Here is a 13,364-nt window from a genome sequence, read left to right as displayed (position 1 = left end):
GAATTTAAACCTTGTCTTTGAATTTGTTATAGCTTATTTTTAGGGCTTCAATAACCGGGAGCTTTTTACCTGCAAAGAAGTTTAGCATCGCACCGCCTCCTGTACTTACATGGCTAATGCCTTTGATGTCATATTCGTAGATGCTCGCTATGCTGTGCCCTCCACCTACTATCGAAAAGGCCTTGCTTTCACCAATAGCCCTAAAAACCCCAACAGTCCCCTTCGCAAATTCTTCCCTCTCAAAGACGCCCATTGGACCGTTAGCAACTATTACACTGACTCTTCTCAACAATTCACTGTATTTTTCAATGGTTCTGCTGCCTATATCCAAGATAGGATACTCATCGAAGAACGCTTTCTCCTCGCTCAGTAAATCCACCTCAACTCTCTCTCCTTTATAATCAACGGCAAAATCAATTGGAGTCTTTACGTAAGGGTAAAACTCATCTAAAATCTTCTCAGCCCAATCTACAAGATCAAGCAGGCCCTTTTTATGCATGAATTCGATGTTTGCATCGCCTAAATCATAGCCCTTAGCCAAAGTGAAGATATGTCCTACTAAGCCGCCAGTGAGAATTAAATCCGCTTTTCCACTTTTTAACACATTTTCAGCAACTTTTAGAGAGTCATCTACCTTTGCACCGCCTAAAACATAGACCTTTGGGGTTTCATCGCTCTCATATGCCCTCTTGAGTGCTTTAATTTCTTTCTCCATCAGAAAGCCAGCAATCATTGGCTTTAGCCTTGCAAAGCCAATTAAAGAAGGTGATGAGCGGTGAGCAGCTGCAAAAGCATCGTTTACAAAATAGTCAATTAGTGGAGACAGTTTTTTAACAAAAAACGTATTTTCGCACTCTTCAAAAGAGGCATTTTTAATTTCCTCCGAGACAAATCTAAGATTCTCCAGAATCACTATCTCTCCGGGATTCAAAGCCTTAATTCGCTCTCTGGCATACCTACCAAAGATATCCTCAACGTACTCAACTTCCTGCCCCAAAAGCGAACTTAAGATTTTCGCGTGCTCTTCGGTTGTGGCGAACTCTTTATCATAAGGCCTTCCCTGATGCGTTCCTATAACAATTTTTGCCCCATGCTCCAAGAGATACATGATAGTCGGTAATACAGCTTTAAAACGCGCATCACTAGTTATTTTGCCATCTTCTACCGGAGAGTTTAAATCTGCCCGAAAGAAGACTGTTTTATTGTAATAATTGAAATCCGTGAGCTTAAACATCACATCACCATAAGGAGATAAAAATGAGTAGGTTAAAAGTTTATTTTATACACCTTTAGTGATAACATCACAGAATTCACTTTTTGCAAAAGGAATTTATAATAGAAGGCACATAGAGCTATTAGCAAATTTTAGTACGCTTATGGTGATTGGAATGCCCTGGAACTTGGAAACGCTTAGAGAGGTTGACAAAGATTATTTTATCGAATTAATTTTGGATTTAATCAAAAATTTAGGATTTAGAGACGCTGATAAGATAGCAACTTCAGAAGAGACTGGAGCAGATATTATAGCCATAAGAGAGGATCCAGTGAGCGGTTTAGAAAAGTATCTAATCAAGATAAAGCCCAGAAGTTTGGTCTCTTCTAGCGATCTAAACGATTTTATTAGAGTATTGGACAGATACAAAGGAGATAGAGGAATCTTTGTAACAAATGTGGACTTTACAAAAGATGCTAAACTTCTGGCTCAAAGGGAGCACAGAGGAAGGCTAATCCTTTGGAGTGGTGGAAAGGTTGTCGAGATGTTGAATGAATACAGAATTGAACCAAAAAAAGAATTGATAGAGAAATTAAAGTCCAAAAAGGAAGCAGAGAGCAAAAAGAGGGCAATCCTCAAGATAATTAAGCTGGACTCTCCGCTTCTATTTGATTTCAATCATGAAAAGACCGTGGAAAAAGTTATAGGCAAGCTTTCCAAGGAATACAAAATCAAGAGGGCACTTGTTTCGCTCAAATACCTTGGAGTCATCTTATCACCTGCATATATTATCTCTTGGTCCTGCAGGACAAAAGAGCAAAAAGAGGCTGAGATAAAGGATAAGGCTGTGGTTTTTAGTGATGGGAGCATAGTTATCAGGACAAGTGAAGATGAGAGGCTAAAGCCAACAGTTTCAAAAGCTCTTTTAAACAACTCTTCTGTTATAAAATGCACCGAAAAAACTCTCGAAGTCGGAATAAGCCCAAGTGAGGCGACTTTAATTGCAAAATCTCAGCTCTCCAAAGAACTCAATGTTTCGCAGTCTCACATTGCGATATCCGCGAAGAAAAAAGTTTACGTACCAAAGAAGGCTCTGTTAAAATTGCAAATCCACAAAAACGAAGCAGAAGCTGAGATGGACTTAGAAACATCTGAAATCAAAATAAAAATAAGCCTTCTCCCCGAAGAGATGCTGGTTGATTTTGCTAAGGAAGAATGCAAGAGAGTAACCCGCGAGGAGCTCAGAGAGTATAGGACTAAGATAAAGGAAAATCGCATGCTTTTGCGTGGAGAGACAGAAAGGTTTGAGTTTGCCGTTGCTATCGATGGATACACGGGAGAGATATTAGCCAAAGATATTAGAATGAAGGGAGAAGCCCTCTTAGAACTCATATCTCAGCTGTATCCACAGGGCAAGCTTGTGAATGTCGAAGAGCGCAAGAGAGAAGCCGTTGGGGATATTCTAGTAGAGAACAAAATCGTGATTCTAAAAGTAAACCTAGAAAATGGTGAGTACAGTGTATTAAAGGAACTTCATCATCCTGAAGAGGCGTTCAAAGCAGCAAAAGCAATTATTGAAGATAACTTCCCAGTCAAAGATTTGAAGCTTGAAAACTTCAAAGTTTTAGGACATAAAGTAATAGAAGTCCTGCTGAGTGGGGAGGGCGGAAAAGCCAGAGTAAAAGTCGATGGGACCAATTTGGACGTAATAGATTACTTCGTCGAAATTAACCAGAATAAGGCAAAAGAACTCATTCTAGACAAATATAAAGGTTGCAAGATAGAGGAAATTAGCGAGGACTCAGATTCATTCACGTTCTCAGTAAGTAGCGATACACAAAAAATCAGAGTAAAAATAAGCAAAGACGGAAAACTCATCGAAGAGCTGGATAACGTGATGAAAGAAGAGGTCGTTAGAGAGAAAGCGCTAAAGTATCTAGAAGAGCAAGGAGTAGAAGCAAAAATCGAAGAAATAACGCTGGACACTGATTGGATCATAACATTCATAGGGGATGAGAAGTTCGGAAAGCTTATCCTAGGCAGAGCAGATGGGAAAGTAAAAGCTCAGGAGATAAGCTACACCGAAAGGGCCCTAGAGAAGTTTTACTATGAACATTTAAAGCAAAAGTATGGAGAAGAAAATCCAGCGACTGAAAGGATGACCCACTACAGGGACAAAGGATACCTTACGATAAAGGTCTCCTCAGAGAAGAAGCTCTACTACGCCAAAATAGACGTCAAAACCGGACGCATTATAGCAGAGGATACCCTCGTAGATAAGGGAATAACCGCAAAAATAAAGAAGATGCGGCTAGAGAGCAGATACAAGTAACTACGTCATTAAGAGATTTTCAATTATTTTTATCGTCTCGACTATCTTTTTTTCGGGTTTTTCTTCATCTCTTGGAATCTCTATGTTTATGACCAGCCTCTCTTCTTGCTTCTCATCGTCAAAGTCATAGAGCTCAAGCTCTTCAATGTCCACATCCTCAAAGAGCGCCTCAACTTCGGGAGTTATGACCTTTCTGTCGTTACCATATATCTCGAGCCTAATGTTTTCATTTCTAGTCGATGCCAAGACAACCAGATCATAGCTTCCAACTTTCTTTGTGAATCTCACATAACTCCCATAGTCGATAACTTCCTCTTTAAAGCCCAACTTTCTGAGAGTAACTCTAAGGTTTTCTATTCTGTTCTTCATTTTCTTTATTATTCTCTCTCTGAGCTTGTAGGCTTCTTCAACAGCCCTTTTCATGCCCTCACCAACGTCATTAATCTCGCCTTCCCAAATACCAATGATCTTTAACCCTGATGATGTTGAGCGGAGTTCCAACTTAATACTTTTAACATCAAAATCTCTCAAATCATCAATTTTGAGTTCACCAAGTGTTAAAATTTCGAACTCAATTCTAACATTCTCTCCAAAAGTTTTTCCTTTAAATTTCAAGGGCATCACCCTACATCATGAAATGCTGATGGGTTTAAAAACTCTTCCATCCCTCTAGGATTATAAAGTACAAAAGAGAGGAAAAGTCATGAACAAAAACATCCTCATAATATTCATTGTTATCATAATAGTTCTGCCCTCGAGCTTATGTATAAACGCTGAGAATTTAGAAACCAGCAAAATGCAGACTCTTAGTGAGAGTGGAATAAAAGAGCGCATTTTTGAAAGAATCAATGAAATACGCGAGAGAAACGGGCTGAGCCCGTTAGAATGGAATGAAACCCTAGAAAAAGCTGCCCAGATGCACGCAGAAGATATGGCAAAAAGAAACTACTTTTCTCATGAGAGCCCCGAAGGGGAGACGTTTAAAGACAGACTCGCTAAGGTAGGATACAAACCAAAGAGCATAAGCGATGGAAAGAGTGAAACCATAGTGATTGGCGGAGAAAATCTATTCCTCTATGGTGGAGAAGGAAGCGTTGAAGAGATTGTAAATGAAGCAGTGAATGGATGGATGAACTCTAAAGGACACAGGGATAATATACTAAGAAAAGAGTTCACTCTAACTGGCATAGGGGTGGCATTTGCTCACAACTGCACTTATGAAGGACAATCATTCGAGTTCTGCATTTACATAGTTCAGATGTTCGGGTAGAAAAGGAAAAGGAAGGTCAGCAACGGCAGGGCTCTTCACAGCTCCGCTAGCGAAATTTTCATCATCCCCAAACTGGAATAAAGTTAGAGCTCTTCCACAATCTCCAGTATTTCCCTTAAGTCACTTATTATGAGCTCACACTCACCCCAAAGCTCTCTCTTTTCCCCTTTCTTATCGAGAAGGACGCTCATCATGTCAAGCTGTCTTGCTCCAGCACAGTCTTTTAATGGATTGTCCCCAACGTAGATCGCCTCATCTCCTTCAACACCAGCTTTCTTTAACGCAACTTCAAAAATCTTGGGGTGGGGTTTGTAAAAGCCTGCTTCCTCACTAGTTGTTATGCTGTCAAAGAGCTCCAATATGCCCAGCGCCTCGAGATGTGCCCTCAAATAGTCGTTATCCGAATCTGTTATCATTCCCACGTGATAGCCCTTCTCCCTTAATGCTTTCAAAACTTCGAGGACTTCTTCATACAGCTGTCCGTACTTTTGGTGCATCCTCAAATGGATCTCCCAAAAATCCTTTGGAACTTCAAAACCGTAGTTTTGGGCCACTTCATTTATCGCTTCTTCATCAATGAGCTTTATTGGTTTGTAGGGCTTTCCAGCCAGCTCTTTAAATTTTTTGCTTGACTTCTCTTCATATTCTTCCCATATCTTCATATAGTCCAAATCTTCGACACCGGCCTTCTTTAGAACCTCTCTGATTATATTCTGGTGGGTAACGTTCTCACCTTCTTTGCTTATGAGCGTACCAACAAAATCGAAGAACACCGCTTTAATCATGAGCACCACCACTCCTACTTCCCTCTCCAACGTTAAAACCTTTGTTGTCCCACCATCAAATATTTTAAAATCAAAAACAGCTTATTGAATAATTGACAAATAAACATGCTTAAAATCCCAAAATTTTGCCAAATTAACCGATAGATTTGCAAAAATGATAAATACTTAAACATGAGGATAACGGTAAAAATCAAGGAGGTGAATGCACTCGAAGCAATACTGCTCGTTTGGGGCGTTAGAGATGAGGTGCTTAAGGAGCTCCCTGTTGAGGGATACTGGCTCTATGGTGAGTACGACTTCATAGCAAAGGTCGACTTTAGGGATGAAGCCGAACTCGAGGAGTTTACGAAATCACTCCACAAAAAAGTCGGAAACAAGTTCACCCTTTACCCCATTGCTATTTCGTACTCAAAAAATTCCAAAATAAAGAATATGTCCCTAGAAAAACGTCCTGAGGCCTCTAAAGCTTAGGCCCCATTACCCCCTTCCATTTTAGTTCTTCATAAGCCTTCCTAAGAACCTCCCTGATTTTGTAGCGCTTGTTTAAGCCGCCGAGCTTGTATGCCGCTTTCCTTAAGCTGCCTTCTTTCAAAAAGAGCTTTAACAAAGCGACTTCCTCAGAGTCAAGATTTAGATGCTTGAGTGCCTTCTCTGCAATTTCAATTGGGTTGTTGCCTTCATAGGGGAAGTCCGCTGAGAGGATAGGTTTGTCGAGCTTCTCTGTGAGCTCAAACTCGATGAGTGTAATTTCATCCTCAGAGCGCAGATTTTTGTAATGGCTCTTCAAAGCTCTTATGAGCTCCTCCCTGTTCTTAAAGCCGTCCAACTGAGCATCTTCATCAGTAAGCTCCGCAACTTTCTTAACTACAACTCTTTTCACTTTGGCTTTCCCTAAGACATAGCCGCCTGAGTGAATTAAAATATCATCACCAGGCTTTAAGCTAACTGGCTTTAATCTAATTGTTGCTCGTTTTCCCCCATTTAGCAAGGCATCTTTGTAGCGGCCGTCAAACTTTAGGTTCTTCATCGAAACCACCACTATTCTTCGGGTTTCAAGAGCCTAAAGCGAATAGCTAAAACACCGTAGCGGTTCTCCTTCCACTTGGGATACATCCCATGGAAGCGCTTGACGGCCTCTTCAAAGCTAGGCTTATCAGGAAATATCTTCTCGATTTTTTCCTCTCTCAAAACCTGCTTGAATGTTTCATACTGTTTAACCCAGATAACCTCAGCCGGCACCAAATTATTGAAAAGGATCTTATCTTTTGGCTTCATGCCTTTAAACTGAGGATAAGCCACTCTAACCTCAATGACTTTTTTTCCACTTTTTATCATTTCCAAATATTCATCCCTTACATAGAGCTTGTAAACTTTCATCTCCAACCCCACATTGAGTCTGTCGCAGACTTAAAAATCTTAATGTGCAGAGGCATAAAAACCTTTAAATCCAATGAGAGCGAAAATACTTTAGGTGAAAACATTGCGCAGAGCACAAGGTGCTATCGAATATCTCTTTATGTTGGCAGCAGCGCTCATATTGATAGCGGTAGTTCTTAGGGTAATTACCACCAGCTTACAAGAAATCACAACAGCAGTAACAGACTACACTGAATACCTACGCGAAAAGCTACTTCAAACACTATGAGGTGAAATCATGGAGGTAGTGTTAATAATCCTTGGAGTTATTCTGGGAGTTCTTACTTCGTATACGGATATAAAAACAGGTTTCATTGATGATAAGCACGTTTTTCCAATTGCTGCTTTAGGAGTTCTCTATTATCTCTACCAAGGGTTTTTCGTTGAGCACAATACTCTTTTAGCTCTCTCCGGACTTATTGGACTCGGGATAGGCTTCCTCCTTGGTTACCTCCTCTACTTCATAGGTGGGTGGGCCAGCGGTGATGTTGTAATATTGATGGGATTTTCGGCTCTCTTTCCCTACGCATCGAGCTACGCAAAGATAAAGGCCCCCTATGCCATCCTTTATCCATTACACCCCATTACACTGCTTTTTAATAGCATAATAGCAATATTCCCCGTTATATTCCTCTATGCTCTGGGAGTCTTAATAGCTAGAAAGCGGACAGAAAGACTTAAAACAGTCTTCTTGGAAAAGGCCGACCTATCCATTGAGGCTAGCCTCTGGATAATCGCTTCATTAATCGCCATCATCGTTGTACAGGCCAAGCTTGGAATAACGCTCAACCCTGCGGTCAGGTATCTCATAACGATAGCCCTAATCACGATACTCAGCAGGTTTAAAAAGGCAGGCGATGTCTTGGGCATCCTAGCTCTGGCATACGGGCTTTATTCAATAGGACTAGATATGATCTACGCATACTTAAAGCTGCTTGTGGCACTATATGTCTTCAAAATATTCTTCTCCATTGTTAAAGTGCTTAGAGAAGAGGTTTTGGTTGAGGAAAAGCCCATCGAGGAGATTAAAGAGTGGGACATCATAGGGGAGTGGATTTACGAAAAAGATGGAGAAGTGCTGAGAGACAGAGAGAGCTTCTTTGACAAGTTCAAAAAGGCCTTTGCGAGCGGTGATTTGAGCATCCTAAAGCCAAGCTATGGGAATGTCATTACTTCCCCAACAGCGGAAGGAATTAGGAGGGAACAGCTTGAGAAGCTCAAAGCTCTTGTCGAAGAAGGAAAGCTTGAAAACAGCTTTTTAGTTAAGAAGGCCATGCCTTTTGCCCCCGCTTTGTTCCTGGGATTTCTGATTTCTATCTTTTACGGCGACATCTTCTGGTGGCTCGTCCTCAAGATGGCGGGCCTTTAGCTTTTTAAATCCACCTAAGAGAGAAAAGTTGGGGATGATGAGCTTTTGCTTTGCCGAGCTGTGACGAACACGCCCTTCACTGACCCAAGATTTTTGCTATAATCTCTTTCACTTCCTTCAGGTTCTTCGCTAAATAATCTCCCTCAACGCCCTCATGTGGGTTTATTGCAATGCTGACATCGGCCACTTTAAACATCGCAATGTCATTATGGCCGTCTCCAACAGCTATGGTAAGCTCGGGCTTAAGCTTCTCTTTAAGTTCGAGCAGAATGTCTCCCTTATTTCTAAAGTCCACCCATGGAAGCACTTTACCCGTTACTCTTCCTTCCTCATCAAAAACCAGCTCATTTGCAAAGACGTAGTCCGCTTTAAGCTCCTCTCCAATGCGCTTAGCCAAGCACAGCAGGCCACCGCTTATGATAGCTATTTTGAAGTTATTAACTCTCAAAAACGCAAAGAGCTCTTCAACGCCTTCCAAGTACTCAACACTGTTGGCCCACTCCATAATCTCCTCTCTCTTCCGCCCTTTCCAGAGGGAAGCATCAAGCTCCGCCCACGTCGCGTAATCAAACTCACCCCTAAAGAACCGCTCTGCATATTCTTTTCCTTTATCCCAGGTGCCGAAGCGTTTGTGTAATTCCACCCAGCTCGATTTTGATTTTACCAGCGTCCCTTCAAGATCGAAGGCTATGAGCTTTACCATCTTCTCACCTGCATCAACCTAAGAAGCTCACCGTTTATAAGGATTTACTCCTTCCAGCCGTACTCCCCAACGAGGGGCACAAAGGCCACTCCACCGTGTTTTATAATCTTAACTTTGTTCTCCTTGTCGAGCTTAATCACTTCGTAGAGCTCCTGCCACATATGATAACTCCCTACCGGAATTATGAGCTTTCCACCAACTTTAAGCTGCTCTACAAGAGATGTAGGGATTTTAGGAGCCCCTGCAGTTACGATAATAACGTCATAAGGGGCCTTTGGAGGAAACCCCTTAGTTCCATCGCCGAGGATTACATGAACCCTGTCATAGCCTGCCCTCTCAAGGTTTCTCCTCGCAAATTCCACCAGTTCAGGAATTCTCTCAATCGTGTAGACGTCATTTTTAACGAGTTCATAAATTAATGCAGCATTCCACCCGCTTCCTGCCCCAATTTCAAGGATGTTCATGTCCTCCTTTAGGTCTGCTATCTCAAGCATTATGGCAACCATGTGAGGTGCGCTTATGGTCTGACCCGCAGGAATCGGAAGAGGCTCATCAACATGTGCATAGTCTTTATATCTCTCCAAAACAAACTTATAGCGTGGAACTTTTAGAAAAGCTTCCCTAACGCGCTCACTTTTGATTATGCGCTGCAATTCCAAACCCGTTACCAAGTGCTTCCACTTTTCATAAAGTTCATCTTCCATGGTCTCACATTTTAAGGTTTAGCGCTCAAAGGATTTAACCTTTCCTCACCTCAACCTAAAAGGGTAAGAGCAAGCAAAAGGAAAGAGCCTCTAATCCCTTTTATGGCCTTTGTAGATCTCCAGCTTTCTGCTCGCTCTTCCTCTTATAGCATGCCCCATTAGGCGGGTAATCTCGTCAGCTTTAGCTTTACCGCGGTTTATCATCTTGCTCTTCGTCTTTATCTTCTCCACTTTAAAGGTGTAGCCGCCAACGTCAAGCACTTCCCCAGTGGCGAACTCTTCCTCCCTATCCACCTTAACCTTGAAAGACTGAGTAACCCCGTTTTTGAGATAAATTGAGACACCAAAAACGGCTGGAAAGCTTAAATTCTCACCCCAAAGGGTCTTCACTTCGTCGATTTTAGCTCTCTCAACCCTCTTTTGCCCTTCAAGTTCTATCCCTGTTATCCTAACTTCACCTTCCTCTACCTCAACGATATCTCCAACGCGAATTTCTTCTCCAAGAGGAAGCTCTGCATAAGTTTTAAAGCTCTTCTCGTGCTCGCTGACAATGAGAGGCACTTTAACAGCCTTAGGCAAGGTGATTTGCCAAACATAACCGCAGTCGAGGCATCTAAGCGTAACCTCACGCCCTCTCTCCTTTATTACCTCAACCTCTTCGCTCCCACACTCTGGACAAAGGAAATACTCTTCCATTCTCATCACCTCTCTCCTTCAAATTCCCTTAAGCTTATAAATCTTAGCCTTCTTTGAGCTTCACCAAATAGCTCCTACCATCTTTCACCCGTTCGATTAGTCCTTTCTCCTCCATCTCTCTAAGGAGAATGCTGACCTTTGCTTTGGATACCTTTAATTTTTTCACAAGCTCACTCTGCAAAATTGGCCCTTCTTTGAGTATCTCAATGACCTTTTCCTCATCACTCTTGAGAAATTCAGGCCGTTCCTTTGCCTTCCGGTCTTTATAGAGCATTCCACTGTAGAAACCTCCAACGAAAGCAAAAAGGACGAGTATCAATAGGATACGCAGATCAAACTTTTCCTTGATTTCTTGGGAAAATCCCACCAAAAAGTAGAACTCCTCTCCACTGCGGAGATTTTTCTTGCTCCACTCCAAGATTAAAGAGTTTTCCCTGCTCTCGAGCTTGTTTGGGGAGGGAATGATCGGGGTAAGGACCGCATAACCCTTTGGCATGTATAGACGGGCATAGAAATAGCCAACCGGCTGTGAAAACTTTATGTAATAAGAGAACTGCTTCCTTCCATTTACTTCTTGAATAACCCCACTTGAGTAAAAACTAATCCTAATTTTAACCCTATCTCCTTTATTAATTGTTGGAAAGTTTATATAAACCGCGTTTATGTTGCCGGTGATGATGTTAATGCTCACGTTTGCTATTACTGTCCTACCGTTTATCTCCACTATAGCATCGGGATTTTCTATAGAGTAGTCAGAGTAGAAGATGTACTGCTCTAGCGTCGTATTCGCAGTTAAATCAATCTCAATCGTCTCTTTAATTTTACTCTCATCCACTACCTCAAAATATACAGAATAGGAGTTTATTTGATAATCATAACTGGTTTGAGCATTAACCAAAGGGAGGAAAAAGAGGAGGAGCAAAATTATAATTGACTTCCCTCTTCGGGATTTTTGATTTTTAACAGCGGGCATACTTTCATACACTCCCTGCAATGGGTGCACTTTGAATAGTCAACCACTATCTTTCTTGTTTTGGTGTTTATACTTAAAGCATTTTCTGGACATCTGCCAACACAAACCCCGCATCCAACACACTCATAGGCCCTCTTTATGAGATAGTAGGCCCGAACTGCTTCCCTCTCTTCATTCGCTATTGCACCATCTTCTTTAAACACAATACTGCCTGCTCGTATATAATCCTCTCCTCTCTCGACATCCCCCAAAATCGGAGCCACTTCCTCAATGCGCTTTAGGTTAATGCGGGTGTTAAACGTAACTACATAGTTTTCTTCATTCTCCTTTATCGTGTACTGAAGGGGCTCCCAAACTCTCTTCTCTGGAATCTCAATGCCCAACTCATTAGCCAGTGCTCTTTGGCCATCAGTTAAGCGCTTCCATCTCCAAAAGCCGTAGTCCACCCACTCTTTAGGCAAATCAAAGCGTTTTCTCCACTTTTCAAGTTCGCTTTCCCACTTATCCCAGAGCTCAGGCTTTTCTTCTTTAAGGGTCTGGAACTCGGCTAAAGAAGAACTTGGACACATGAAGCAGCCAATTCTGTCCAAGCGGTGCTCGTAAAGGGGGTTATACTTTAGTTTACGAGAGAATATATAGAGCCAAACATCCAAAGCGTTCCAGTGGAAGATGGGTGAAGCTCCAATTTCATTTGGCACCCACGGGTTTCTCCACACCCTTGGCTGTCTCGCCCTTTGAATGCTCTCGTACTTCCTCTGCCCTACGAACATCAAAACTCCTTTGGGGTAATGCTTCTTTATTGTAAGCGTTATTGGGCCGAGCTTTGTGACCTTACAACACCAGCGGTAGTCGCGCCCCGGTGGCGAAAAGATGTTTAAGGCGAACCAAAAGGCGTCTTTAGCATCTGCCGTAATAAATTCGACCCCTTTACCTTCGAGCTCTTTCTTCATCTCTTCTACATATTCAAGAGTCTCGGGGAACTCTATTCCTGTGTTGTTGAAGAAAACACTGAATCCTGTTTTTAGCTCCTCTAAAACGAGCCCTAAGACAGCTAAGCTATCCTTTCCACCGCTAAAGGCAACGGCAGGGGGCATGTTGGTGTTCTCAACGGTTTTCCTTATGAAGTGCCTTGCCTCCTCTACCTTAGTCTCCAAAGCACTCTTATTAGCCTTTAAAACATCCTCCATGGTGGCCTTTCTGCCTTCGCGGTAGTTCACGTGCTTTTGGCGCCTCGTCTTAACTCCTGTTTTTCTCTCCTCGGGGTTTGTTAAATCTTTGTAGTCTTTCTTTGCTATTCCGGTGGCTATAACTTCCCCATCATCAGCTATTACAATAACGTCATCGCCTACTCTAATGCTCTCATCCGCTTCGAGGACGCCCACTGGAAGAACGTTTGCTCCCTTCTTTATGGGTTCTTTCGCCCCCTTATCAACGATAACCCACTTCTTCATCTTCTTTCCAAAGCGCTTCCACAAAGCCATGGCACCTTCTATCTTAAGGCCCGGCTTCCACTTGAGCTCTCTCGGGTCGAAGCGGAGCCATCCAAAGATGTAGCCATCAACGACGATTTCATAAACGTCGTCCTCTCCAGGAGTCTTGTTCATTAAAACGATTTTATCGTCGAGAATTTCCCCTACATCAACCCCATAATGCTTCCCAAATTCACGCTTAATGAACTCAACATCCTCTTTAAATGCAAACCTAACGTCCGCTGGGGGAGTTAAGTTAATCCTAAATCCTTCTCCGTGCAAATCACATTTCTCACTGATTAAAGGCACGTTGCACTTCTCGCACCAATGAATGTGAGCCTTACCCAAAAACACAGGTCCCTTTCTCATGCTCTCACCTTGAAGAAAAAATGGGAGGGGGGTTTATAACAGTTTTTAAAAGAACAAAAATTCAA

15 protein-coding genes are annotated in these 13,364 nt (G+C 42.2%); 5 read left to right on the top strand and 10 right to left on the bottom strand.

What is annotated here, in order from left to right; genetic code table 11:
* Positions 1-4 precede the first annotated feature (4 nt).
* On the bottom strand, positions 5-1,234 hold the full coding sequence (locus PAP_RS04565; protein ID WP_048164899.1) for a phosphoglycerate kinase: 1,230 nt from the start codon (positions 1,232-1,234) through the stop codon (positions 5-7).
* A gap of 154 nt (positions 1,235-1,388) precedes the next feature.
* On the opposite strand from PAP_RS04565, the gene PAP_RS04560 reads away from it, so the two are divergent.
* Complete coding sequence (locus tag PAP_RS04560; RefSeq protein WP_052649074.1) at positions 1,389-3,545, top strand: restriction endonuclease; 2,157 nt, start codon at positions 1,389-1,391, stop codon at positions 3,543-3,545.
* Here the strand turns inward: PAP_RS04560 and PAP_RS04555 are convergent, their stop codons facing one another.
* The gene (locus PAP_RS04555) at positions 3,546-4,160 is read right to left on the bottom strand and encodes a hypothetical protein (RefSeq protein WP_048164898.1); all 615 of its coding nucleotides are present in this window, start codon (positions 4,158-4,160) and stop codon (positions 3,546-3,548) included.
* Between the two features lie 88 nt (positions 4,161-4,248).
* Here PAP_RS04555 and PAP_RS04550 point away from each other — a divergent pair, with 88 nt between their 5' ends.
* Positions 4,249-4,815, top strand: coding sequence for a CAP domain-containing protein (locus PAP_RS04550; RefSeq protein ID WP_052649072.1), 567 nt, complete (start codon positions 4,249-4,251; stop codon positions 4,813-4,815).
* Positions 4,816-4,898: 83 nt separating this feature from the next.
* Here the strand turns inward: PAP_RS04550 and PAP_RS04545 are convergent, their stop codons facing one another.
* Positions 4,899-5,600, bottom strand: coding sequence for a TIGR02253 family HAD-type hydrolase (locus PAP_RS04545; protein WP_048164897.1), 702 nt, complete (start codon positions 5,598-5,600; stop codon positions 4,899-4,901).
* Positions 5,601-5,771: 171 nt separating this feature from the next.
* Here PAP_RS04545 and PAP_RS04540 point away from each other — a divergent pair, with 171 nt between their 5' ends.
* Positions 5,772-6,071, top strand: coding sequence for a hypothetical protein (locus PAP_RS04540; RefSeq protein WP_048164896.1), 300 nt, complete (start codon positions 5,772-5,774; stop codon positions 6,069-6,071).
* On the opposite strand, the gene PAP_RS04535 is transcribed toward PAP_RS04540, so the two are convergent.
* Both PAP_RS04535 and PAP_RS04530 read right to left on the bottom strand, forming a co-directional pair.
* On the bottom strand, positions 6,061-6,627 hold the full coding sequence (locus PAP_RS04535) for an ASCH domain-containing protein (RefSeq protein ID WP_048164895.1): 567 nt from the start codon (positions 6,625-6,627) through the stop codon (positions 6,061-6,063). The genes PAP_RS04540 and PAP_RS04535 overlap by 11 nt on opposite strands.
* A gap of 11 nt (positions 6,628-6,638) precedes the next feature.
* Positions 6,639-6,977, bottom strand: a complete 339-nt coding sequence (locus PAP_RS04530; protein ID WP_048164894.1) for an ASCH domain-containing protein — start codon at positions 6,975-6,977, stop codon at positions 6,639-6,641.
* Positions 6,978-7,071: 94 nt separating this feature from the next.
* Between PAP_RS04530 and PAP_RS10185 the strand changes: the two genes are divergently transcribed.
* Both PAP_RS10185 and PAP_RS04525 read left to right on the top strand, forming a co-directional pair.
* Complete coding sequence (locus tag PAP_RS10185) at positions 7,072-7,245, top strand: class III signal peptide-containing protein (protein ID WP_330217317.1); 174 nt, start codon at positions 7,072-7,074, stop codon at positions 7,243-7,245.
* A gap of 9 nt (positions 7,246-7,254) precedes the next feature.
* The gene (locus tag PAP_RS04525) at positions 7,255-8,385 is read left to right on the top strand and encodes an A24 family peptidase C-terminal domain-containing protein (RefSeq protein WP_048164893.1); all 1,131 of its coding nucleotides are present in this window, start codon (positions 7,255-7,257) and stop codon (positions 8,383-8,385) included.
* A 76-nt stretch (positions 8,386-8,461) separates the two neighbouring features.
* Here the strand turns inward: PAP_RS04525 and PAP_RS04520 are convergent, their stop codons facing one another.
* The 5 genes from PAP_RS04520 to PAP_RS04500 form a co-directional block, all read right to left on the bottom strand.
* Entirely contained in the window at positions 8,462-9,088 is a 627-nt protein-coding gene (locus PAP_RS04520; RefSeq protein WP_048164892.1) for an HAD-IB family phosphatase, read from the bottom strand.
* A gap of 44 nt (positions 9,089-9,132) precedes the next feature.
* Positions 9,133-9,792 carry a protein-L-isoaspartate(D-aspartate) O-methyltransferase gene (locus PAP_RS04515; RefSeq protein ID WP_048164891.1) on the bottom strand — a complete coding sequence of 220 codons (660 nt, stop codon included), beginning with the start codon at positions 9,790-9,792 and terminating at the stop codon, positions 9,133-9,135.
* 90 nt (positions 9,793-9,882) lie between these two features.
* A complete protein-coding gene (locus PAP_RS04510; RefSeq protein ID WP_048164890.1) occupies positions 9,883-10,488 on the bottom strand; it encodes an HVO_0476 family zinc finger protein in 606 nt (201 codons plus the stop codon).
* A gap of 43 nt (positions 10,489-10,531) precedes the next feature.
* The gene (locus PAP_RS04505; protein ID WP_236627011.1) at positions 10,532-11,323 is read right to left on the bottom strand and encodes a helix-turn-helix transcriptional regulator; all 792 of its coding nucleotides are present in this window, start codon (positions 11,321-11,323) and stop codon (positions 10,532-10,534) included.
* Between the two features lie 89 nt (positions 11,324-11,412).
* Positions 11,413-13,299 carry a phosphoadenosine phosphosulfate reductase domain-containing protein gene (locus tag PAP_RS04500; RefSeq protein ID WP_048164888.1) on the bottom strand — a complete coding sequence of 629 codons (1,887 nt, stop codon included), beginning with the start codon at positions 13,297-13,299 and terminating at the stop codon, positions 11,413-11,415.
* Between the last annotated feature and the right edge of the window lie 65 nt (positions 13,300-13,364).

It is taken from the genome of Palaeococcus pacificus DY20341, assembly GCF_000725425.1.
GTDB lineage: Archaea > Methanobacteriota_B > Thermococci > Thermococcales > Thermococcaceae > Palaeococcus > Palaeococcus pacificus.
Note: the sequence above shows the minus strand (reverse complement) of the source record. Positions and strands in the feature narration are given on the sequence as shown.